18 protein-coding genes are annotated in these 23,247 nt (G+C 64.3%); 7 read left to right on the top strand and 11 right to left on the bottom strand.

Annotated features, from left to right (window positions below; all coding sequences use genetic code 11):
* The first annotated feature begins 65 nt into the window (after positions 1–65).
* Together ABIA45_RS24705 and ABIA45_RS24700 are read left to right on the top strand one after the other, a co-directional pair.
* Positions 66–1,028, top strand: coding sequence for a tetratricopeptide repeat protein (locus tag ABIA45_RS24705; RefSeq protein WP_404544390.1), 963 nt, complete (start codon positions 66–68; stop codon positions 1,026–1,028).
* A gap of 425 nt (positions 1,029–1,453) precedes the next feature.
* Positions 1,454–1,867, top strand: coding sequence for an SRPBCC family protein (locus tag ABIA45_RS24700; RefSeq protein WP_404544387.1), 414 nt, complete (start codon positions 1,454–1,456; stop codon positions 1,865–1,867).
* Between the two features lie 211 nt (positions 1,868–2,078).
* Here the strand turns inward: ABIA45_RS24700 and ABIA45_RS24695 are convergent, their stop codons facing one another.
* From ABIA45_RS24695 to lepA, 3 genes are all read right to left on the bottom strand, one after another.
* Positions 2,079–3,044 (bottom strand): ABC transporter substrate-binding protein, encoded by a 966-nt coding sequence (locus ABIA45_RS24695; RefSeq protein ID WP_404654036.1) that lies wholly within the window; start codon positions 3,042–3,044, stop codon positions 2,079–2,081.
* A 369-nt stretch (positions 3,045–3,413) separates the two neighbouring features.
* Positions 3,414–4,403 carry an ABC transporter substrate-binding protein gene (locus ABIA45_RS24690; protein ID WP_271539547.1) on the bottom strand — a complete coding sequence of 330 codons (990 nt, stop codon included), beginning with the start codon at positions 4,401–4,403 and terminating at the stop codon, positions 3,414–3,416.
* Between the two features lie 527 nt (positions 4,404–4,930).
* Positions 4,931–6,742 carry a translation elongation factor 4 gene (gene lepA / locus ABIA45_RS24685; RefSeq protein ID WP_036014191.1) on the bottom strand — a complete coding sequence of 604 codons (1,812 nt, stop codon included), beginning with the start codon at positions 6,740–6,742 and terminating at the stop codon, positions 4,931–4,933.
* 114 nt (positions 6,743–6,856) lie between these two features.
* Here lepA and ABIA45_RS24680 point away from each other — a divergent pair, with 114 nt between their 5' ends.
* Positions 6,857–8,482, top strand: a complete 1,626-nt coding sequence (locus ABIA45_RS24680) for a glycosyltransferase family 39 protein (RefSeq protein WP_404654033.1) — start codon at positions 6,857–6,859, stop codon at positions 8,480–8,482.
* A 123-nt stretch (positions 8,483–8,605) separates the two neighbouring features.
* On the opposite strand, the gene ABIA45_RS24675 is transcribed toward ABIA45_RS24680, so the two are convergent.
* From ABIA45_RS24675 to ABIA45_RS24655, 5 genes are all read right to left on the bottom strand, one after another.
* A complete protein-coding gene (locus tag ABIA45_RS24675) occupies positions 8,606–8,923 on the bottom strand; it encodes an HPr family phosphocarrier protein (RefSeq protein ID WP_036014186.1) in 318 nt (105 codons plus the stop codon).
* Positions 8,920–9,321 (bottom strand): PTS sugar transporter subunit IIA, encoded by a 402-nt coding sequence (locus ABIA45_RS24670; protein WP_007597752.1) that lies wholly within the window; start codon positions 9,319–9,321, stop codon positions 8,920–8,922. Before ABIA45_RS24670 ends, ABIA45_RS24675 begins: the two co-directional genes overlap by 4 nt.
* 133 nt (positions 9,322–9,454) lie before the next feature.
* Entirely contained in the window at positions 9,455–9,979 is a 525-nt protein-coding gene (locus tag ABIA45_RS24665; protein WP_128265020.1) for an HPr kinase/phosphorylase, read from the bottom strand.
* The gene (locus tag ABIA45_RS24660; RefSeq protein WP_404654031.1) at positions 9,976–11,769 is read right to left on the bottom strand and encodes a stimulus-sensing domain-containing protein; all 1,794 of its coding nucleotides are present in this window, start codon (positions 11,767–11,769) and stop codon (positions 9,976–9,978) included. Before ABIA45_RS24660 ends, ABIA45_RS24665 begins: the two co-directional genes overlap by 4 nt.
* Positions 11,770–11,882: 113 nt before the next feature.
* Positions 11,883–12,584, bottom strand: coding sequence for a response regulator transcription factor (locus tag ABIA45_RS24655; RefSeq protein WP_008542552.1), 702 nt, complete (start codon positions 12,582–12,584; stop codon positions 11,883–11,885).
* Positions 12,585–12,825: 241 nt separating this feature from the next.
* Here ABIA45_RS24655 and ABIA45_RS24650 point away from each other — a divergent pair, with 241 nt between their 5' ends.
* The 3 genes from ABIA45_RS24650 (at position 12,826) to ABIA45_RS24640 (ending at position 18,131) form a co-directional block, all read left to right on the top strand.
* A complete protein-coding gene (locus ABIA45_RS24650; protein WP_404654029.1) occupies positions 12,826–13,575 on the top strand; it encodes a HugZ family protein in 750 nt (249 codons plus the stop codon).
* Between the two features lie 64 nt (positions 13,576–13,639).
* Positions 13,640–16,228, top strand: a complete 2,589-nt coding sequence (locus tag ABIA45_RS24645) for a tetratricopeptide repeat protein (protein ID WP_404654027.1) — start codon at positions 13,640–13,642, stop codon at positions 16,226–16,228.
* A gap of 286 nt (positions 16,229–16,514) precedes the next feature.
* Positions 16,515–18,131, top strand: coding sequence for a phosphoenolpyruvate carboxykinase (locus tag ABIA45_RS24640; RefSeq protein ID WP_275507835.1), 1,617 nt, complete (start codon positions 16,515–16,517; stop codon positions 18,129–18,131).
* A 229-nt stretch (positions 18,132–18,360) separates the two neighbouring features.
* On the opposite strand, the gene ABIA45_RS24635 is transcribed toward ABIA45_RS24640, so the two are convergent.
* Both ABIA45_RS24635 and ABIA45_RS24630 read right to left on the bottom strand, forming a co-directional pair.
* Positions 18,361–19,176 carry an acyl-CoA thioesterase II gene (locus ABIA45_RS24635; protein ID WP_157283396.1) on the bottom strand — a complete coding sequence of 272 codons (816 nt, stop codon included), beginning with the start codon at positions 19,174–19,176 and terminating at the stop codon, positions 18,361–18,363.
* 226 nt (positions 19,177–19,402) lie between these two features.
* The gene (locus tag ABIA45_RS24630) at positions 19,403–21,919 is read right to left on the bottom strand and encodes a glycogen/starch/alpha-glucan phosphorylase (RefSeq protein WP_404654025.1); all 2,517 of its coding nucleotides are present in this window, start codon (positions 21,917–21,919) and stop codon (positions 19,403–19,405) included.
* A 203-nt stretch (positions 21,920–22,122) separates the two neighbouring features.
* Here ABIA45_RS24630 and ABIA45_RS24625 point away from each other — a divergent pair, with 203 nt between their 5' ends.
* Complete coding sequence (locus ABIA45_RS24625) at positions 22,123–22,356, top strand: hypothetical protein (protein WP_036014169.1); 234 nt, start codon at positions 22,123–22,125, stop codon at positions 22,354–22,356.
* Positions 22,357–22,379: 23 nt separating this feature from the next.
* Here ABIA45_RS24625 and ABIA45_RS24620 read toward each other — a convergent pair whose 3' ends face one another.
* Entirely contained in the window at positions 22,380–23,243 is an 864-nt protein-coding gene (locus ABIA45_RS24620) for a LysR family transcriptional regulator (protein ID WP_036041864.1), read from the bottom strand.
* Between the last annotated feature and the right edge of the window lie 4 nt (positions 23,244–23,247).

Here is a 23,247-nt window from a genome sequence, read left to right as displayed (position 1 = left end):
CCTGTCCGGCTTCCGGGCGCACCAACGGCGCGTAAGTCCCAATAGCCGCGACGAGGGAAGGCGCGATGAGGACCCTGAGAAAATCGATCTGCGTTGCAGTTGCTGCGCTTGCCTTGAGCCTGTCGTTCGGCGTGCCGTCCGATGCCGACGAGGACGAGGCGGGCACGCTCGCGCGGCAGATGAAGGTGCTTTATCAGGCCGGGAAGTACATGGAAGCGCTGCCTCTGGCCCAGAAGTCGCTGGCCCTTCGCGAGAAGGAGTTCGGCCCTGATGATGCCCACGTCGCGATGCCGCTGAACGACCTTGGCACGATCCATTACAATCTCGGCCAATACGCCGTCGCCGAACCGCTGTACAAGCGCGCGCTGGCGATTCGGGAGAGGACACTCGGTCCGAATCATGCCGAAGTCGCCATGGTGCTGAACAATCTGGGCGATCTCTATCGCGCGGAAGAGCGTTACGCAGAAGCGGAGCCGCTCCTCAAGCGATCGATCGCCATCAGCGAGAAGACGGTCGGCCCCAATGATGCGTCGATCGTGATGGCGTTGAGCAACCTCGGCGCGGTCTACAGCCATCAGGGCCGGTACGATCAGGCCATACCGCTATTCGAGCGAGGCCTCGCCGTGCTGCAGAAGGAGCTCGGTCCCGACGATCCCGAAGCCACGGTGCTGATGAACAATTTGGCCGACGCCTATACCAATCGGCATCGCTATGCCGATGCCGAGCGCCTGCTGAAGCGGTCGATGGCGGTCACCGAGAAGGCGTTCGGCCCGGATCATCCCGACATCGCGCAGGCACAGAACAATCTGGCTGCGCTCTATGGGCGTCAGGGCCGTAACGCGGAGGCCGAGCGGCTGTTCAAGCGGTCGGCGGCCACTTTCGAGAAAACCCTCGGCCCCAACCATCCGGATCTCGCCGGCGTTCTGGAAAACCTCGCCGGTCTCTACAAGTATCTAGGCCGCTATGCCGATGCCGAGCAGGTCCTGAAACGGTCGACGGCCATCCGAGGGAAGACGAGGCCGATCTGAAGAGCGGCGCAGGATGGTAGTGCGACTTGTCCGCCGCAGCCCGAAGAGCGACGCTGGCGGGCAGGGCTATCGCATTAGAGAGTTTTTCCCTGCGGCCATCCTTCGAGACGCCCGCTTGAGCGGCTCCTCAGGATGAGGGCGGAGTCCGCGGCAGCAGTTTCAACAGGCACCGCCGCCAATGAGCCTCATCCTGAGGAGACGCGTCAGCGTCGTCTCGAAGGACGAGGCGTGCGCGCAGGCACACTTCGCTTTGCCCACACCACAACTTTTCCAACTTTTTTGCACATTGACGCCGGACCATGTCGGCATGGGCCGGTCTCGATCGTCCTTGGGTCGACACGTCCCGGACGTGCTGGAAATGGACCCGGCACACGTGGCGAGATTCCGTCAATTCGAGCGTCAAAGTCGCAACTGGAGCAATGCCCATGAGGATCACCGTCGAAACCAGCGTAGCCACCCCGATCGATCAGGTCTGGCGTGCCTATACGACGCCAGCCGACATCGTGAAGTGGAATGCCGCATCCGACGACTGGCATACGACCAGGGCGACGGTCGACCTGCGGGACGGCGGCGCCTTCTCATCGCGGATGGAGGCCAAGGACGGCAGCATGGGCTTCGACTTCGCCGGCACCTACACCAAGATTGTCGAGCACAAGCGGATCGAATATTCGTTCGGCGATCGGAAGGCCGAGGTCGAGTTCGTGCCGGGCCTGAAGGGCGTTGTCGTCCGTGTCGTCTTCGACGCCGAAACCACGCACTCTGTCGAGCAGCAGCAGGGCGGCTGGCAGGCGATCCTCGACAATTTTGCGCGATACGTCGAGGCGAAGAAGATGTCGTGAGGATTTGCCGCGAGGAGCGAAGGCGAGCACAGCTTTCGTAGGGTGGGCAAAGGCGCGCTGAGCGCCGTGCCCACTACTCTTCCCGACGGCACACAAGCGGTGGGCACGCTTCGCCTTGCCCACCCTACAAACTTCTTGTTGATGCTGCGCAGTAGGGATGGTGGCTACCGGGCGAGGGCAAGGCGGTTGAGTACGGGTGAAATCCTGGGGGCTATTCGATCACTTCATCGGCGCGGGCGACGACGGTTGCAGGCAAGTCGAGACCAAGGGCCTTGGCGATGCGGAGATTGATCCTGAGGTCGAACTTGGTGGGTCGTTCGAAGGGCAGATCGCCCGGTTTTGCGCCCCGTAGAATGCGATCAACCTGCGCAATCAAGCGGCGCCCAGCGTCTGCAAAGTCGGGGCCGAACGACATGAAAGCGCCGTTCGCAACCCAGTCTGGTGAAGCAAAGATCGCAGGCCTCATGCTCAGATTCACCAGCTTGACGACTTCGGCCAGGTGGGCGCTGAGCACGACGTCCGGAACGAAAACAAGACCGTCGAATCGGGCGAGGTTGTCCGGGCTCAGGATTGTCCCGATGCTGGCGGGATCATCGATGTTGATTGCTTCAACCTCAAAGCCGAGCTTGCGGCCGGCCTCCAGAACAGGCGTGAGACTCTGTGCGCCGCGCGACACCTTTGTCGTGACAGTTCCGAGGCGGACGGCCTGTGGCAGGATCTCTCGCAGGAGCTCGACCCGCTTTACAGTGGTTTCCTCCGAGAAAATTGCGATGCCCGTCACGTTGCCACCGGGACGGGCGAGGCTGTCGGCCAATCCGGACGCGACTGGATCAACCGCGGCAAGGGTCACGATCGGAATGGTTCGGGTTGCCTTGTAAGCGGCGAGAGCGGCAGGTGTGCTGATGGCGATGATCACGTCCACCCGGTCATCCCGCACGATCTCCTGCGCGAGTGCCGGCAGCGCGTCGGGATCTCCGGCCGCATCACGAAATTCGAGTCGAATTCGTCCCTCGACGTAACCAAGCTCAGCAAGCAGCCTTTTGGTTGCCGCCATCTGCGCGGGGATTTTGACCGGTCCCAAGTGGACGATGCGCGGTGTGGAAGACTGCTGGGCGCGTGCGATGAGCGATCCGCCGATTGCTCCCGTCATCAGCCCGATGAATGCGCGCCGTCTCATCTGACCTCGCTCGAAGCTGCCGTGCGATAGTCGACTATAGCACGCTTCAAGGCTCGTAAGCCAAAACAGTCCCGCCGATCCCACGGCTATCGCATTTGAGAGTTTTCCGTGCGGCCATCCTTCGAGACGCCCGCCTTAGGCGGGCTCCTCAGGATGAGGACGAAGCGCGCGGATGCAGTTTCAAAGGGCACAAGCGCTGACTAGCCTCATCCTGAGGAGGCGCGTAAGCGCCGTCTCGAAGGACGAGGCGTGCGCATCGGCCGCGCTACAAGTCATATGCGATAGCCCTGCCTCTGTCGGGAACGGGACGAGGTCTCGAAAAGACTGGCCGTCCGCGGGCTTGAATGCATCGACTTGAATATCAGTCGATCATTCTATCACCCCGTCCGCGTGGGCCAGCAATGCAGCTGGAACTTCGATCCCGAGTGTCTTTGCAGTCTTGAGGTTGACGAATAGTTCATACTTGGTCGGTTGCTCGACCGGCAGATCCCCGGGCTTGGCGCCCTTGAGGATTTTATCGACGTAATCAGTGGCTAGCCGGTTCAAGTCGATGATGTCCGCTCCGTAGGACAGCAGCGCACCGAGTTGAACGAATTCCTTGCCGATGGCAAACAGCGGCAGCCGATGCTCTGCGGCGAGGTCGGCGATGCGCTTGCGTGCAATGAAGAACATCGGGCTGGGAAACAGGAAGACTGCATCGGCACGCGCGCCCGCAAGCGCCGAAAACGCCTCGCCCAGCCCGTCAGGATCCTGGACGGCAATGAGTTGCAAATGAACGCCCACGGTTTTTGATGCGGACTCCGCACCGCTGATCATGCCTTGAGTTGTAGTCTTGCCGTATGCAGCCGGATGCCAGATCGCTGCTATCCGAGACGCCTTGGGCAATGCTTCCTTCAATTGCGCGAGCCGCTTGGGAACAAGCTGCGGGCCGATGAAGGTTAGTCCCGTGATGTTACCTCCTGGTCGGGCGATGCTGGCAACGAGTCCGTCTTCGACCGGGTCGCCCATAACTGGCACAACAACAGGAATTGTTTTGGTAGCTTGCTGCACTGCCCGCGCAGCAAGCGAATTCTGTGCAACGATAAGAGCAGGATTGAGACGGACGAGGTCACTCGCCAAGGCCGGGAGTTGTTCGGCCTTTGAATCGGCTGCTCGAAGCTCGACGATGATATTCTCTCCGTCGATATAACCGCGTTCGCGTAGTCCTTGATGAAAGGCAGCCATCGAAGTGCGGGTTTGCTCGATCGAGCCGGTGGTCAAAAAGCCAATATGGGGGACTTTCTTCGGCTGTTGCGCGCGAGCAAGGGGTGACCAGGCCGCCGCGGCGCCGATCAGTGCGAGAAATTCTCGTCGCTGCATGACACCTCCTCTGATTGAGGCTCAACCACAATAACGCGAGCGCCGACCCGAGCCAACAACCACTTGCCCAGCGCCCACGCAATCGTTCCGTGACGCGATGGCGCGATCAGGGTCCGTAATACGCGCGGGAACGAGACGCATCTTTCCGAGCCGATTGCGTGTGGGCCGAAGCAATGAACGTCCCTGACGCCATTGCAGAAGCCTGGCATGCTGCAGCGCCTAGGCTGCCAAGTGTCTTTGCGACGCATGATTTTTGCACGGACCATGAAATTGCTCCGTGCATGAATGATCGAGACTCGAAAAAATCAGATGGACTATCGTGCCGGCTCATCCGGCCCTCTCCGATAATGCCACTATACCCCTGTTTTGCCCGACGGGTCAAACCTGATTCGCAAAAATCGAAAAATCGCAATGCCGCCAAGGCGGCGGCTACTGTGCATGGGGTTGTTTTCGCACTTTTGTTTTGCCGCCCGGAGGCCGCCTGTTTCCCGGCCCCGAAGACCGGACCGGCCCTCCCAAGTCCCGCCTCAGCTATCCACCTTCAGTGCGGCAATGAAAGCTTCCTGCGGAATGTCGACCTTGCCGAACTGCCGCATCTTCTTCTTGCCTTCCTTCTGCTTCTCCAGAAGCTTGCGCTTGCGCGTGATGTCGCCGCCGTAGCATTTCGCGGTGACGTCCTTGCGCAGCGCGCGCACCGTCTCGCGGGCGATCACCTTGCCGCCGATCGCCGCCTGGATCGGGATCTGGAACATGTGTGGCGGGATCAGCTCCTTCATCTTCTCGACCATGGCGCGGCCGCGGCCTTCCGCGCGGGTGCGGTGGACCAGCATCGAGAGCGCATCGACCGGCTCGGCATTGACCAGGATCTGCATCTTGACGAGATCGGCCGGCTTGTAGTCGGTGAGGTGATAGTCGAACGAGGCGTAGCCCTTGGAGACCGATTTGAGGCGGTCATAGAAGTCGAACACCACCTCGTTGAGCGGCAGGTCGTATTTCACCATGGCGCGGGAGCCGACGTAAGTGAGCTCCTTCTGCGCGCCGCGGCGGTCCTGGCACAGCTTCAGGACGCTGCCGAGATATTCGTCGGGCGTGAGGATCGTCGCCTCGATCCAGGGCTCGTCGATCTCGGCGATCTTGACGACGTCAGGCATGTCGACGGGATTGTGGATCTCGATCTCCTGGCCGTCGGTGAGCTTCATCTTGTAGATCACGCTCGGCGCGGTCGCGATCAAATTGAGGTCGAATTCGCGGGACAGGCGCTCCTGGATGATCTCGAGGTGGAGAAGCCCGAGGAAGCCGCAGCGGAAGCCGAAGCCGAGCGCAGCCGACGTCTCCATCTCGAAGGAGAAGCTGGCGTCGTTGAGGCGCAGCTTGCCCATCGCGGCGCGCAGCGTCTCGAAGTCGTCGGCGTCGACCGGGAATAGGCCGCAGAACACCACCGGGATCGCCGGCTTGAAGCCCGGCAGCATCTCGGCGACCGGCTTCCTGTCGTCGGTGATGGTGTCGCCGACGCGGGTGTCGGCGACTTCCTTGATCGCGGCGGTGATGAAGCCGATCTCGCCGGGGCCGAGCTCTTCGACCTGCTGCATCTTCGGCGTGAAGAAGCCGACGCGCTCGACGTCATAGGCCGCGCCCGTGCCCATCATGCGCACGCGCTGGCCCTTCTTCATCGTGCCGTCGACGATGCGCACCAAGACGACGACGCCGAGATAGACGTCGTACCAGCTGTCGACCAAGAGCGCCTTCAAGGTCGCGTCGCGGTCGCCCTTCGGCGGCGGCAGGCGGGTGACGATGGCTTCCAGCACGTCCGGCACGCCGAGGCCGGTCTTGGCCGAGATCATCACCGCGTCGGAGGCGTCGATGCCGATGACATCCTCGATCTGCTGCTTGACCTTCTCGGGCTCGGCCGCGGGCAGGTCGACCTTGTTCAGGACCGGGACGATCTCGTGATTGTTGTCGAGCGCCTGGTAGACGTTGGCGAGCGTCTGCGCCTCGACGCCCTGGCTGGCGTCGACCACGAGCAGGGAACCTTCGCACGCCGCCAGCGACCGCGACACCTCATAGGCGAAGTCGACGTGGCCGGGCGTGTCCATCAGGTTGAAGATGTAGTCCTTGCCGTCCTTGGCGCGGTAGGCGAGGCGCACCGTCTGCGCCTTGATCGTGATGCCGCGCTCGCGCTCGATGTCCATGGAATCGAGCACCTGCTCCTTGCCCGCCATCTCGCGGTCGGAGAGGCCGCCGGTCATCTGGATCAAGCGGTCGGCCAGCGTCGATTTGCCATGGTCGATATGGGCGACGATGGAGAAATTGCGGATGTTGGAAATGGGGACGGTCGTCATGGGCGCGGGATACCACTCACATCCCCGTGCGGCAACCATATTGCTGTATTTTCAGGGTCTTTGTTCACGCCAAGCTGATTCCATGACGGGCCAAAACGCGCTACGCAACGGCCCATGTCCACGACCTCTCTTCCCACTGCCGGAGCGCGGGCAAAGACCCGCTTGAGTTACAACCGCTTCCGGGCCTTCCTGGTTGCCTGCGCGGTGCGCCCCGAGGCGCGCCTGTGGCTGGTGATCCAATTTGCCATCCTGCATGCGGTGCTCTGGACCTTCATCCTGATCAATCTGAAGGCGGCGCAGGACGTTCACATGGACGTCGCAGAAGCCTGGGGCTGGGGACAGAAATTCCTCTGGGGCTATGGCAAGCACCCACCGCTGTCGGGCTGGGTGGCCGGCCTCTGGTTCAAGGCGCTCCCGGCGGCGGACTGGGCGACCTATGCGCTGGCGATGACGACGGTGAGCGTCGGCATGGTGCTCTGCTGGCTGATCGCCTTGCGCGTGGTGGATGCGCGCCGCGCGTTCCTGGTCGTGGTGATGATCGCGCTGTACCCGATCTTCAATTTCAAGGGCTTCAAGTACAACCCGGACCTGCTGCAGCTCGTCACGCTGCCGCTCCTGGTGCTCGCTTATCTCAACGCCTTCGAGAAGCGGAGCTGGCAATCCGGAATCCTGCTCGGGCTTGCCGGCGCGCTGGCGCTGATGACCAAATATTGGGTGCTGACCATGATCGGCGCGATCGGCCTCGCCGCGCTGATCCATCCCGACCGGTTGCGCTTCCTGTCGTCGCCCGCGCCGTGGGTCGCGATTGCCACCTTGGTCGCGGCGATGATCCCGCACCTCGTCTGGCTGGCGGATGCGCATTTCGTGCCGCTGACCTATGCCGGCGACACCTACAGCCTTCAGGACAAGGCCCAGCTGCATCAGCTGGTCGTGGGCTATGTGCTGCACAACTTCGCGCTGCTGGCCTTACCGGTGGCGCTCGCGGCGCTGGCCATGGCGCTGGTGCCGCCATGGGTCAAATTGCTGCTGCGTGCGCCGTTGCGCATCGTCACGCGCGCCTGGGCGCGTGGAGCCAATGCAGGGGTCAATGTCTCGCAGGCGCTGAATGTCTGGATCGTCCAGGTCATCGTCGCAGTCGGCCCGCCGCTCGGCGCGCTCGCCTTCAGCATCTACATGAAGACGGATTGGGGCATCTCGCTGTTCTTCCTGGTGCCGCTCGCACTGGTCGCGATTCCGAGGCTGCGCGTGCAGAGCGCCGCGCTGTTCAACATCGCCGCGATCTGGCTCGTGCTCAGCGCCGCGACGCTCGCCGCTTCGCCCTGGATCGCCGCGCGCGAGATGGCGGCCAATGCCGGCAACGCACAGATCTATGGCGCGCGCTCGGAGCTCGCGCGCGAATTGACCCAGGCCTGGCACAGCCGCTTCGGCTCGCGCTGGGCCGTCGTTGCCGGCACGATGGAGCAGATCCAGCCGCTGGTGTTCTACAGCCCGGATCATCCGTCCGCGCTGCTGCCGTTGGAGGCTTGGGATTCCGGACTGACCTCGCGCGACGACGCCAGGAAGTACGGCTTCATCGGCGTGTTCGATCCGACCGACGGGCGCCTGCCCGCGTTCGAGAAATGGGTGTCGGAGGTTGCGCCCAACGCCGAGCGCATCGTGATGACAACGCGCCGCTTCACCAACGGCAAAGCCGGCCCGTCGATGAGCTGGAACATCTATTTCGCGCCGCCGGGGAAGTAGCCGAGCTGCCGTAGGGTGGGCAAAGGCGCGAAGCGCCGTGCCCACCATCTCTCGGCAAGCGCGACAGACTTGGTGGGCACGCTTCGCTTTGCCCACCCTACGGCAGCTTCATTGACGAAGCCCCTAAACCCCTTCCTCGTTGAACTTGCTCTCAACGAGCTCCGTGATCGCCGCGAGCGCGGCTTCGGCGTCGGTTCCTGCCGCCGCCACCGTGATCGTCGTGCCGGGACCCGCGGCGAGCATCATCAAGCCCATGATCGAGGTGCCGCCGACGGTCTCGCCGCCGCGCGTCACCCACACCTGCGCATCGAAGCGCTCGACGGCCTGGACGAATTTCGCCGAGGCGCGCGCATGCAGGCCGCGCTTGTTGATGATCAGGAGATCCTTGGAGATCGCGCCCGCGGGCACGCCGGTCGCGGCTTGTGGCGCCTCCTCGCTCATTTGCCGGCGAGCACCCGGCTGGCGATGGTGACGTATTTGCGGCCAGCTTCCTGCGCCATCGCGATCGCGTCGGGCAGCGGTCGCTCCTCGCGCACCTTGGCAAGCTTCACCAGCATGGGCAGGTTGATGCCCGCGAGCACCTCGACCTTGGGCCGGCTCATGCAGGATATTGCCAGGTTCGACGGCGTGCCGCCGAACATGTCGGTGAGGATCGCAACGCCGTCGCCGGAATCGACGCGGTTGACCGCCTCGATGATGTCGCTTCGGCAGAGATCGGAATCATCTTCGGCGCCGATCGTGATCGCTTCGATTTGCTTTTGTGGGCCCATGACATGCTCAAGCGCTGCCTTGAATTCGTCGGCAAGGCGCCCGTGGGTCACAAGTACTAGACCAATCATCGGAAAACTCCTCGCGGGCGCTTTTGGTGCACCGCACGAACGCGCCACTTTGACCATCCAGAGCCCCCGCGCAAGAGGGGATGTTGCGTATCTCCCTGAATCTAGACGGATGGATGAGGGGAGCTGCGCCGGTCTATTCGGTCGCGATAGTGGGGTTCATATGGTTACCATTTCCCTTCAAACAATCGCCTGAAGGGTTAACCGAAGATGAACTCTTGGTAGTGGTCAAGGCCGCAACAACCAGGGGAAGGGGCGAATAGTCGCGGGCAACAGGGATTCGCGGTATTTCGACACCAAAAATGCTGGTTTTCAGGGCTTCGGCCGGCGGCAGGCGCTCCGCGTCGGCTGCGGCCAGATCGACCACGAGACCGACGGTCGCATGCTCCACGAAGTCGCAGCGGCGGATTCCGAGGCCCCGGATCTCGATCAGGCCCGCCAGGCGAGGCGCGGGGCGGACCTCAATTTCGTGGCCGAGTGTCGCCAGATGGACACGGTCGTCACCGACCAGAACGGCCCTTTCCACGATGCCCGAGCGCCCCGCCATGATCAGATCGAAGGCAAGCCGCGACTTGCCGGACCCCGAGGGCCCGCGGATCAGCACGGCGTAAGGCCCGACCTTGACGGCAGAGGCGTGAACGCTGGGCCCGCCTTCGTTCATAGCGCCGGCAGCCTGACCACGAAGCGCGCACCGGCAATTGTCGGAGTGCCGTCGGCGTCCGGCGGGCCAGGGCGGTTCTCCGCCCAGATGCGTCCGCCATGGGCGTCGACGATCTGCTTGGAGATCGAAAGGCCGAGGCCGGAGTTCTGGCCAAAGCCCTGATGCGGGCGGTCGGTGTAGAAGCGCTCGAAGATGCGCTCCAGCGCGTCCTCGCGAATGCCGGGCCCGTCGTCGTCGACCACGATCTCGATCTCGGAGCGGACGCGGCGGCAGGTGAGGCGCACCTTGCTGCCGCGTTCGGAGAAGGATTGCGCGTTGGAGAGCAGGTTGGAGACGACCTGTCCGAGCCGCGAATCGTGGCCGCTCACGGCGAATGTGTCGGTCGGGCCGCGGCCCTCGAAGCGCGTTTCGACCGCGACGTCGTGGCCGAGCTTGGTTTCGTTGGCGACGGAGGTCAGCGTCGTCAGCAGCCGGCGCAAATCGACCGGGATCGCATCCTGGCGCTGCAGCTCGGCATCGAGGCGGCTGGCGTCGGAGATGTCGGAGATCAGCCGGTCGAGCCGCTTGACGTCGTGCTCGATCACCTCGAGCAGGCGGGCGCGGCTGTTCTCGTTGCGCGCCAGCGGCAGCGTCTCGACCGCCGAGCGCAGCGAGGTCAGCGGGTTCTTCAATTCATGGGCAACGTCGGCAGCGAACATCTCGATCGCCTCGATGCGGCTGTAGAGCGCGCTGGTCATGTCGCGCAGCGCGCCGGAGAGGTGGCCGATCTCGTCGCGGCGGCGGGTGAAATCGGGAATCTCGATGCGGGCCTTGATGCGGCGGCGGACCCGTTCGGCGCTGTCGGCGAGCCGGCGCACTGGACCTGCGATCGTGCTCGCCAGCAGCAGTGACAGCATGATCATGACGGCGGCGGCGACGCCGCCGACCTTCAGGATGGCGAGGCGCTCGGCGGTGACCATCTGGTCGATGTCGTCGCCTTGCGTCGACAGCATCAAGGCGCCGTGGATGGCGCGCGAGCGCAGCACGGGGACCGCGACCGAGACGATCACCTCGCCGCGTGCGTTGACACGCACCATCGAGCGTTTCTGGCCCTGGAGGGCGTCGCCCACTTCGGCATAGCCATTGCCGTTCTCGGGCCCGAGCTCGCGATAGAGCGGCAGGTCGCCGCGGTTCAGCCAGGTCCGCACCGCGACCTTGCCGCGCTCGATGATGCCGGGTTGCTCGGCCGGCGGCGGCAGAGGAAAGCGCAGCACGTTTTCCAGGTTGCGGCTGTCGAGCAGCAGGCTGCCGTTCGGATCGTAGATGCGGGCGCGCGTCTTGGTTGGCGAGATCAAGGTGCGCAGCACCGGCGCGACGCGCTCCGGATTGATCGGGAAGTCCAGCGGCGAATACTCGTCCGAGCCGCCATAGGTCTCGCCCGGCTTCAGGTCGAGCAGCCGGTCGGGATCGATGGTGATGGCGTTGGTCTGCACCGTGGCAGAGGCCGCGATCGCGCCGGCGATGATCTCGGCCTGGACCAGGAGGCTCTGGGCGCGGGCATCGATCAGGCCGGCACGGAATTGCGACAGGTACAGGATGCTCGCCACCAGCGCGACGAGGCCGGCGAGGTTGAGCGAGACGATGCGGCGGGTCAGGCTCGAGAAGGACAGCGCGAAGAAGAACTGCCCGGCGCGTTTCAGCCAGTTCAGCGGCCGGAAGCCCTGCGGCTTGTCGTCGGCAACGTGCTCCTGAACGCCGTCGGATGCGATCCCGGCGCTCTGGTTAGGGTCAGGCTGCGTTCGGTCAAGCAATGCTTACGCCCGCGTTAGGACGGCCCGTGCGAAGGTCCCCGCATCCTAGAGCGATCCTCGTCCCGATGGAACGAGAACCGGAGATGCTCTCGATCGCCGTGGAGGGGGCGCCCTCAGGCTTCCTTGAAACGGTAGCCGACGCCGTAGAGCGTCTCGATCATCTCGAACTCGTTGTCGACCACCTTGAACTTCTTGCGCAGCCGCTTGATGTGGCTGTCGATGGTACGGTCGTCGACATAGACCTGGTCGTCATAGGCGGCGTCCATCAGCGCGTTGCGGCTCTTCACCACGCCGGGCCGGGTCGCGAGCGCCTGCAGGATGAGGAATTCGGTCACGGTGAGTGTCACCGGCTCGTTCTTCCAGGTGCAGGTATGGCGCTCGGGGTCCATGCGCAGCAGACCGCGGTCGAGCGCCTTGGCGTCGTTCTCCTTCGGCGCGACGGTCGGATCCTTCGGCGCCGAGCGCCGCAGCACCGCCTTGACGCGTTCGACCAGCAGACGCTGCGAGAACGGTTTGCGGATGAAGTCGTCGGCGCCCATCTTGAGGCCGAACAGCTCGTCGATCTCCTCGTCCTTGGAGGTGAGGAAAATCACCGGCAGGTCGGACTTTTGCCTGAGACGACGCAGCGTCTCCATGCCGTCCATGCGCGGCATCTTGATGTCGAGGATAGCGAGATCGGGCTGGGTGGTGCGGAAACCGTCGAGCGCGGAGGCGCCGTCGGTGTAGGTCATGATACGGTAGCCTTCGGCTTCCAGCGCGATCGAGACGGATGTGAGAATGTTGCGGTCGTCGTCGACCAAAGCGATTGTGGGCATGAGCCTCTCTGCTTTCTGCTTTCCGTTTGGGTCGTGGCTTGAAACGGCGAGCAATCAGTGATGCGCCGCATACATGGGTGCCGAAGTGGCGTTCGAACCGTGTCACCGAGCAATGCAAGCTGGGCTGAAGTGTGACCAAGTTCCACGAAACACGGCGGATTCGCCGCATCTCGACCCATAACCGGGCCCCCGTTTACCTGAAAAAAGGCCCTCCTTGCAACCACCTGAGCCGAGAAAGCCGATGCAACCGACCCCCGATTTCGACCCCGCAAAGCTCGCCAAATCGCTGCTGAGGCGGTCCCGGCAGGGGGCTCTGGCGACGCTGATGGCCGGCAGCGGCGATCCCTATTGTTCCCTGGTCAATCTCGTCAGCCATCCCGACGGCTCCCCGATCCTGTTGATCTCGCGCCTTGCCGTGCACACCAAGAACGTCCTCGCGGACTCCAGGGTCTCGCTGATGCTGGACGAGCGCGTGGCCGGCGATCCCCTGGAAGGCGCCCGGATCATGCTGTCCGGCCGGGCGGCGGAGGCCGATTCCGACAAGGATCTGCTCCAGCGACGGTATCTGAGTGCCCATCCTTCGGCAGAAGGCTTTGTTTCCTTTAAGGATTTCTCCTTCTTCCGGATCCGGGCCACGGGAACCCATCTGGTCGCCGGGTTCGGCCGGATCGTCGACCTCAAGCCGGAGCAATTCCTGACGGACCTCACCGGCGCCGAGGACCTGCTGGCGGCGGAGGCAAGCGCCGTCGAGCACATGAACGCCGACCATCGCGACGCCCTCAATCTTTATGCCACGAAGCTGCTCGGCGCCGCCGAGGGCGACTGGCGCTGTACCGGCTGTGATCCTGAAGGCCTCGACATGCAGGTCGGCCAGGCCACGCTGCGACTGGACTTCCCGGAGCGGGTGACGGATGGCACGGCGCTTCGCAAGATGCTGGTCCGTCTCGCTGGCGAAGCGCGCACGAAGGTGGACCAGGGCGCAACCGCTTGAACTCGGCTACCGATCGCCGCGACCCATGACCGTGATGGTTTTCGGGCTCGCAGCGAGAGGGGTCATGACGCGTCAACGTTTGGCATGGACGGCGGCTCTCGCGATCGCCATCACCACCTTGCTCGCCACGCCAGCCCTTGCGCAGAAAGGTCTCGCCGCGGAGAGCGCGCGGCTCAACGCGCTCATCGGTGCCGGAAAATATTCGGAAGCGCTGCCGTTGGCGCAGGCGATGGTCGCCAGCCTGGAGAAGGACAACGGCCGCGATCTCTCGGGCGCGTTGAACAATCTCGGCCAGGTCCATGCCGGTCAGGGACGGGACGATCTGGCTGAGCCGCTCTACAAGCGTGCGATCGCACTCATGGAAAAATCGCTCGGCTCCGACAACGCCCTGGTTGCGGCCGAGTTGACCAACCTTGCCGCGCTCTATCAGCGGCAGGGTCGCTTCGCAGAGGCCGAGCCGCTGTTCAAGCGTGCACTTGCCGTGCGCGAGAAGGCGCTGCCGCGCGAGCATCCCGACGTCGGTCAATCCCTCAACAATATCGCCACGCTCTACGCCAAGCAGCAGCGTCCGGCCGATGCCGAGCCACTGTTCCGCCGTGCGCTCGCGATCTATCAGAAGGCTGCCGGTCCCGAGCATCCCGCGGTCGCCACGGTCCTGAACAACATCGGACAGGTCGAGCGCGACCTTAATCGCGACGCCGATGCCGAAGCGCCGATCAAGCGCTCGCTCGCGATCCGCGAAAAGGTGCTGGGGCCTGAACACCCCGACGTCGCGCGCTCGCTCAACAATCTCGCCGGGCTTTATCAGCACCAGCAGCGTCATGCCGATGCCGAGCCGCTGTATCGCCGCGCGCTGGCGATCCGCGAGCGTGCGCTCGGGCCTGATCACCCTGATGTCGCGACCTCGACGAGCAATCTCGCCGATTTTCTGCAGGCGACGGGACAGACGGCGGACGCCTTGCCGTTGGCGCAGAAGACGCTCGCGGCCAATCGTGCGCAGCTGCGCGTCGTGCTGCCGATCCTGTTCGCGGCACGGCAGCAATCGCTGCTTTCGAGCGAAAAGGCGCTCGACGATGCGCTCGCTGCGATCCAGCGCGGCACGCAATCCTCTGCCGCTTCTGCCGTGAACAAGCTCGCGGTGCGGCTCGCCGCCGGCAGCGACCGGCTCGCCGAGCTCGTGCGCAAGGATCAGGATCTCGCGGCCGAGTCCGAAGCGCTCGACAAGGCGATCATCGCTGCAGTGTCGAAGCCATCGGCGCAGCGCGACGTCGCGGCCGAGCAGCGCAGCCGCGTGCGGATCGCGGCGATCGCGGGCGAGCGCAACGGATTGCAGAAGACGCTCGCCGTCGAGTTTCCCGACTATTCCTCGCTGTCCAACCCGCTGCCGCTGACCATCAAGGACATCCAGCCGCTGCTGGCGTCCGACGAGGCGATGGTGGTCTATTCCGTCGTCGACAGGCGGAGCTATGTCGTCGCGATCACGCGCGAGAGCGTCGACTGGAAGGAGATTCCGCTCGGAGCGGACGCGGTCGCACAGAAGGTCACGGCTTTCCGCAGGGGGCTCGATGTTGGCAAGGCGCGCGATGCATCCGGCAAATCGGGATTGTTCGACCTCGGTCTTGCCAACGAGCTCTATGTCGCACTGCTCGGCCCGGTTGAGGCGCTGACCAGGGACAAGCGCAACCTGCTGGTCGTGCCGTCGGCGGCATTGACCGCATTGCCGTTTCATCTGCTGGTCACGGAGAGGCCGCAGGCTGCAATCCCGGACCGGCTCGAGGGCTATCGCAGCGCTGCCTGGCTGCTGCGGCGACAGGCCGTCTCGGTGCTGCCGTCGGTGATCAGCCTGAAATCGCTGCGCGCTTTCGCCCGCAGGGATCAAAGCGTCAAGCCGATGACCGGTTTCGGCGATCCCGTGTTCAACCCTGCAGCCGAAGGGCCCGCCGACCGGCGCGCCGCGAACGGCAAGGTCGCGGCACGCAGCATCGCGACGATGGCCTATGCCGACTTCTGGCGCGGCGCGGGCGTGGATCGTGCGCGGCTGGCCCAGGCGCTGCCGCAGCTGCCCGATACCGCCGACGAATTGAACGCGGTGGCGAGGGACGTCGGCGCTGCCGAGGCTGACATCCATCTCGGCCGCGACGCCAGCGAAACGACGCTCAAGCGTGCAGCGCTTGCCCAATACGGCATCATCTACTTTGCCACCCACGGCCTTGTCGCCGGCGACGTCAAGGGATTGGGGGAGCCCTCGCTGGCGCTCTCCATCCCCGACCAGCCGACGGAGCTCGACGATGGACTTCTCACCGCGAGCGAAGTGGCCCAGCTCAAGCTCAATGCCGATTGGGTTGTGCTGTCCGCCTGCAACACCATCGCGGGCGACAAGCCCGGTGCGGAGGCGTTGTCGGGATTGGCGCGCTCGTTCTTCTACGCAGGTGCTCGCGCGCTCCTGGTGTCCCATTGGGCCGTGGATTCGGAGGCTGCGACCCGCTTGACCACGTCGACGTTCGAGCTGCTGAAGAACGAGCCAAAGCTCGGCCGCGCCGAAGCCTTGCGCCGCGCGATGTTAGCCTATCTCGACGACGCCTCGTCGCCGCGCAACGCTTATCCCGCGATGTGGGGACCGTTCGCGTTGATCGGCGAGGGCGAGGTAAGATAGGGGTGTTGACGCAGTGATTGTGCGTCGCAATAACCGGACATAACGCGCAGATGTGCATTTGGTTGCGCGATCATCCGCACTTTCTCGCTGCGGCCTTTCAGAGCTGACATGCGCGACGTTTGGCGCGGTCCTTGAATAAACCAAATCCTGCGGGATCAGCTTGGCAACGCCAGCGTTCATCAGTATTAGGTCGTTCAGCCGAGGCCGAACGGCCCATATTCACGGTGATCGCGACGGCGCCAAACTTGGCCGCGCTTGATGTCGCGGGTTCTAGGAGGATTTCTTCGTGCAAGAGACGGGCGTGCGCAACGGTGCCTTCGGCGCCGACAAATTCGGCTTAAAGAATCTCAAGCAGGTTCACTGGAACCTGGGTGCGCCGCAACTCTATCAATACTCGCTCGCAGCGGGTGAGGCAGTGCTCTCCGCCGATGGCGCACTCTGCGCCGACACCGGCGAGTTCACCGGGCGCAGCCCGAAGGACAAGTTCACGGTGCGCGACGCCACCACCGAGAAGAAGATGTGGTGGGCCGGCAACCAGTCGATCACCGCCGAGCAATTCGAGACGCTCTACCAGGATTTCCTCAAGCACGCCGAAGGCAAGCGCCTGTTCGCGCAGGACCTCTATGGCGGCGCCGACCCGGCCTACCGGATCAAGACGCGCGTCTTCACCGAGCTTGCCTGGCACTCGCTGTTCATCCGCACGCTGCTGATCCGCCCCGAGGCGATCGAGCTGCCGACCTTCGTGCCGGAGCTCACCATCATCGACATGCCGAGCTTCCGCGCCGATCCTAAACGCCATGGCTGCCGCTCGGAGAACGTGGTCGCGATCGATTTCGCCCGCAAGATCGTCCTGATCGGCGGGTCTTATTATGCCGGCGAGATGAAGAAGTCGGTCTTCACGACCCTGAATTATTATCTGCCCGAGCGCGGCGTGATGCCGATGCACTGCTCGGCGAATGTCGGCGCCAAGGGCGACACCGCGATCTTCTTCGGCCTGTCGGGCACCGGCAAGACGACGCTATCGGCCGATCCCAACCGCACCCTGATCGGCGACGACGAGCACGGCTGGGGCCCGAACGGCGTCTTCAATTTCGAAGGCGGCTGCTACGCCAAGTGCATCAAGCTGTCGAAGGAAGCCGAACCTGAGATCTATGCCGCCTCGACCCGCTTCGGCGCGGTGCTCGAGAACTGCGTGCTCGATGAGGACACCCGCGTCGTCGATTTCGACGACGGCTCCAAGACCGAGAACACGCGTTCGGCCTATCCGCTCGACTTCATCCCGAACGCTTCGCGCACCGGCCGCGCGCCGCAGCCGAAGAACGTGGTGATGCTGGCTGCCGACGCCTTCGGCGTGCTGCCGCCGATCGCCAAGCTCTCGCCGGCGCAGGCGATGTATCACTTCCTGTCCGGCTACACCGCCAAGGTCGCCGGCACCGAGCGCGGCCTCGGCAACGAGCCGCAGCCGGAATTCTCGACCTGCTTCGGCTCGCCCTTCCTACCGCTCGATCCATCCGTCTACGGCAACATGCTGCGCGACCTCATCGCCCAGCACAATGTCGATTGCTGGCTGGTCAACACGGGCTGGACCGGCGGTAAGTATGGCGTCGGCAGCCGCATGCCGATCAAGGTGACGCGCGCGCTGCTCACCGCGGCGCTCGACGGCTCGCTGCGCAACGTCGAATTCCGCACCGACAAATATTTCGGCTTCGCGGTCCCGACCGCGCTGCCGGGCGTGCCGGCCGAGATCCTCAACCCGGTCAACACCTGGAAGGACAAGGACGAGTTCGACAAGACCGCCCGCGCGCTGGTCGGCATGTTCCAGAAGAATTTTGCCAAGTTCGAAGCCCAGGTGGATGCAGAAGTGCGCGCAGCAGCTCCGGACGTGAAGCTCGCGGCGGAGTAAAGCTCCATCGCTTGAAATGCAAAAGGGCGGCCGCGGGGCCGCCCTTTTTGTTTGCGCGCGGGGACGGGCTCTGCGCCTCTCCCCGCGTGCGGGGAGAGGCCGGATTGCATCGGAGATGCAATCCGGGTGAGGGGGACTCTCCGCGAGTCTGTCTGTCAACGAGTTTGCGGATGCAGCCCCTCACCCCAACCCTCTCCCCGTAAGAACGGGGAGAGGGGGAGGAGAAAGCTCACGCCTTGAAATACGCGATCTGCGTCGTGGTCGCGAGCAGCCGGCCGTTCGGCGACCACAGCTCGGCGTTCTGGTCGGCGTAGCTCTTGTGCATGATCTTCGAATCCGCCGTCGTCAGCACGCGCGTGATGTCTTCAGCCGCGAGCTCCTCGGCGTCGGTGTGGAAATAGGTCGTCAGCGACACCGTGCCGAACGGCACCAGCTCGCGCCTTGCGTGGAAGATGCGGCCGAAGAAGGCGTCCGACATCGACATCAGCGACAGCATGTCGAGCTTGCGCGGCGTGCGGTCGCTGATCCAGATCTTCGAGTAGGTGCTGGCGGGCTCGGCCTGCGGCGGGCCGATCCGCATCTCGCCCTCGACGAAGCGGAATTCGTACTGGTTGGCCCAGGATGCCGAGATTTTTGGGAACGGCAGCGTCTCCTCGAACGGCTTGGCGTCCGGATATTGCGCCACCCTGTGCTCCCAGGACGGACGGCGTTCGGCGAACACGGCGGTGGCGAGCGTTGCGACCTCGCCGCCGCCCTGGCTGAGCTCGACGCTCCAGTGCTGGCTGGAGCGGTTGGCCTTGACGAGGCGCACGTCGAGATCGAACGGACCCTTGGCGATCGGCGCACAATAATTGACGGTGAGCGCGAGCGGATCGCCGGCGGCTTGCGGATGCTCGATCAGCGCCCGCAAAATGGTCGCGGCGGTGGCGCCGCCGAACGGGCCGACAAAGGCCCAGTAATCGTCGCTGGTGTGCCCCTGCCAGCTAGAGTCACCGGCGGTGACGCGCGTGGCCTCGTCGAAGGGGTGCGGGAGCTTGGCGTGCATTGTTGGTCCTCGATGCCTCCACAGCCGTCATTGCGAGCGCAGCGAAGCAATCCGGACTGTCTCCGCGGAAAGATTCTGGATTGCTTCGCTGCGCTCGCAATGACGGCGGTTGAGGTTGCGGCGTCGTGTCACAACGCCGCTTAGGGGATGATGACGATCATATCATCATCCCTCGCGAAGGATGCAATAACCTCGCAGGTAAGGCCGCTTCCATGCCGCGGAAAAATCAGCCTGCGGCGTCGCGCAGGTTCGGCAGCAGCGGCGTGGTCGGATTGACCGGCACGTTCCAGATCTCCTCGGCATATTCGCGGATGGTGCGGTCCGAGGAGAACCAGGCCATGCGCGCGACATTGAGGATCGAGGCGCGGGTCCAGGCCGGCGCCACCTGCCAGCGCGCATCGACCGCGCGCTGCGCCTCGTAGTAGGAATCGAAATCGGCGCTGACCATGTAATGGTCGAGATAACGCAGCGCGTGCGCGATGGATTCGAAACGGCCGGGGTCGCCGGGCGAGAACTCGCCGGCGCCGATCGCGTTGATGGCACGCTGCAGCTTCGGCGACCGGCGGATCACGTCGGAAGCATCCAGCCCCTGCTTGCGGCGGATCATCACGTCGCCGGCTTCCATGCCGAAGATCGCGATGTTCTCGGTGCCGACATGGTCGCGGATCTCGATATTGGCGCCGTCGAGCGTGCCGATGGTGATGGCCCCGTTCAGCGCCAGCTTCATGTTGCCGGTACCGGAGGCTTCCATGCCCGCGGTCGAGATCTGCTCGGACAGATCGGCCGCGGGAATGATCACCTCGGCGAGGCTGACATTGTAGTCGGGCAGGAACACGACCTTGAGCTTGCCGCCGATCGCGGGATCGTTGTTGACGATCTCGGCGACGTCGTTGATCAGCTTGATGATCAGCTTGGCGTAGCGATAGCTCGCCGCCGCCTTGCCGGCGAAGATCTTCACCCGCGGCACCCAATTGCCGTTGGGCTCGTCCTTGATCGCCTGGTACAGCGCGACCGTCTCGATGACGTTGAGCAACTGGCGCTTGTACTCGTGGATGCGCTTGATCTGCACGTCGAACAATGCGCCCGGGTCGACCCTGATGCCGAGCCGTTCGCCGATCAGGCGGGCGAGCTGGGCCTTGTTGTGGTGCTTGACGCTGCGGAACTTCTTCTGAAACTCGACGTCGCTGGCGCGCGCCTCGATCAGCGAGAGCTGGGTCGGATCGTCGAGCACGGCATCGCCGCAGCTCTCGCGCAACAAATCGGTCAGCTTCGGATTCGCCAGCATCAGCCAGCGCCGGAAGGTGATGCCGTTGGTCTTGTTGGTGATCCGTCCGGGATAGAGATGATTGAGATCGTGGAACACGGTCTCGCGCATCAGGTCCGAATGCATCGCCGAGACGCCGTTGATGCGGTGCGAGCCGACGAAGGCGAGTTGGCCCATGCGCACGCGGCGGCCGCTCTTCTCGTCGATCAGCGAGACCGAGGCGCGGAAGTCGATGTCGCCGGGGCAGCGCGCTTCGGCGAGCGCCAGATGCTGCACGTTGATGCGGTAGATGATCTCCAGATGCCGCGGCAGCAGCCGCTCGAACAGCTCGACCGGCCAGGTCTCCAGCGCCTCCGGCAGCAGCGTGTGGTTGGTGTAGGAGAGGGTGGCGACCGTGATCTTCCAGGCCTCGTCCCAGCGGAAATTGTGGAGGTCGACGAGGATGCGCATCAGCTCGGTGACGGCAAGGCTCGGATGGGTGTCGTTGAGCTGCACCGCGACCTTGCCGGCGAGGTTGCGCAGCTGGCCGTCGGAGGAAAGATGCCGCTTCACCAGGTCCTGGAGCGAGGCGGAGACGAAGAAATATTCCTGGCGCAGCCGCAGCTCGCGGCCCGCCGGGCTCTCGTCGTTCGGATAGAGGAACTTGCAGATCGCCTCCGCGCGCGCCTGCTCGGCGCTGGCGCTGACGTAATCGCCTTTGTTGAAGGCATCTAACTTGAGCGGATCGGGCGAGCGCGCCGACCACAGCCGCAGCGCGTTGACGTGCTGGCCGCGCCAGCCGACGATCGGCGTGTCATAGGCGATCGCCTGCACGGTCTCAGCAGGATGCCAGATCGAGCGGTCGCGGCCCTTGTCGTCGACATGCTCGACGCCGCCGCCGAAATTGACGTCGTAGATCACCTCGGGCCGCTGCAATTCCCAGGGATTGCCGAAGCTCAGCCATTCGTCGGGATATTCCTGCTGCCAGCCCTGATTGATGATCTGACGGAACAGGCCGTAATCGTAGCGGATGCCGTAGCCAATCGCGGGGATCGACAGCGTCGCCATGCTCTCCATGAAGCAGGCGGCGAGCCGGCCGAGACCGCCATTGCCGAGCGCCGCATCCGGCTCGCATTTGCGCAGCTCCGGCAGCGAGACGCCGAGATCGCCGAGCGCGACCTCGAAGATCTTGAGCAGGCCCATGTTGTTGAGCGCGTCGGTGAAGAGCCGGCCGATCAGGAATTCGAGCGAGAGATAGTAAACCCGCTTGCGGCCCGCGTCGTAGCTGTGCTTCTCGGCCGTGAGCCAGCGATGGACGATGCGGTCGCGCAGAGCGAGCGCCGCGGCCTGGTACCAATCGTGCCTGGTCGCCATGCCAGCGTCCTTGCCGATGGCAAGGCGCAGCTTTGCCAGGATTGCGCCCTTGATCTCGGCCAGCGCGAGTTCGTCGATGGGCTGCCCGGGGGCCGGAAAACTGGGCTGGAACGATGAATCCTGCAAAGCCGTTACTTCCTAGGTCGAAACAACTCTTAACTGTACGCGTCCTGCCCTTGCACCGGAACTGTCGCCCGCGTGGCCGTGCACTGCGCTGGCGCAAATTTATGCAAGGAATGGGCCGAATTGGGAACCCGGAGGAGCACGGAGAAACCCAGATTCGGTGCTAGATTACGAAAGATTCAGCCATCAGTGTGGAGAAGCGGACCGTGAGACTGCTGATCGAGATCGCCACTGCGGCCCTGCTCGTCGTCTGCATCAGCGCCACCAGTGCGGCGTTTGCCGCCGGCACGACCGGTCGCAGCGCCGATGGCCTCAGCTGCGGCTTCACAGTGCCGCAGAAGGCGTCGCCCGCAGCCCGCTGCGCTGCGATCAAGCGCCAATGCGGCGGCAAGTTCTACGCAAGCGCGTGCGGCGACAAGCTGATATCCGCAGCGAATTGAGAGCCGTAGGAGCTTTGGCGAGCTCAAGCCGCCTTGCTCTGCACCGCATCGCAAAACTCCGCGAGACGGTCCGCAAGCCGCAGCGTCGCCGGGCTCGCATCCGGTGAAGCCATCAGTGCAACCTCGGTCTTGTTGATCGGCGCAAAGCCGTCCTTCGCCGTCAGCACGCGGTGGTCGGTCTGGATCGCCATCTCCGACAGGATGCTGAGGCCCATGCCGGCGGCGACCGCGGCCTGAATGCCGGCGAGGCTCGATGAGGTGTAGGCGGTGTGCCAAGCGCGGCCGGCCGTTTCCAGCGCGTGGATGGCGCCGGCGCGGTAGATGCAGCCGAGCGGAAAGCCGATCAGCGGCACTGACGGCACGTTGACGTCGACCGGATGGCTCTTGCTGGTGACCCAGTGCACCCGCTCCGGCCACACCGCGATCGCGTCCTTCGCGCCAGCCTCGCGCTTGTAGAGCGCAAGGTCGAGCTCGCCGCGTTGGAGATCGCGGGCGAGATGCTTGCTCTGGTCGGCGCGCACGTCCAGCCGCAATCCCGGATGCGAGCGCGAGAACGCTCCCAGCAGTTTTGCCAGCCGGTACGCGGCAAAGTCCTCGGGGATGCCGAGCCGGATCGCGCCTTCGCTATCGGGCTGGCGCAGCACGTCACGCGCCTCCTCGGCCAGCGAGAGCAATCGCCGCGCATAGGACAGCAGCCGCTCGCCGGCCTCGGTCGGGCGCACGTCCTTGCCGTCGCGGTGCAGCAGCACCTGACCGACATCCTCCTCCAGCCGCTTGATCTGCTGGCTCACGGTCGATTGCGTGCGGTGGACGCGCTCGCCGGCGCGGGTGAAGCCGCCGGCCTCGACCACCGAGACGAAGCTGCGCAGCAGCTCGAGATCGAGCATGGCC

This window comes from Bradyrhizobium sp. USDA 336, from assembly GCF_044908355.1.
Taxonomy (GTDB): Bacteria; Pseudomonadota; Alphaproteobacteria; order Rhizobiales; family Xanthobacteraceae; genus Bradyrhizobium; species Bradyrhizobium yuanmingense.
This window is presented reverse-complemented; position numbering and strand designations above follow the sequence as displayed.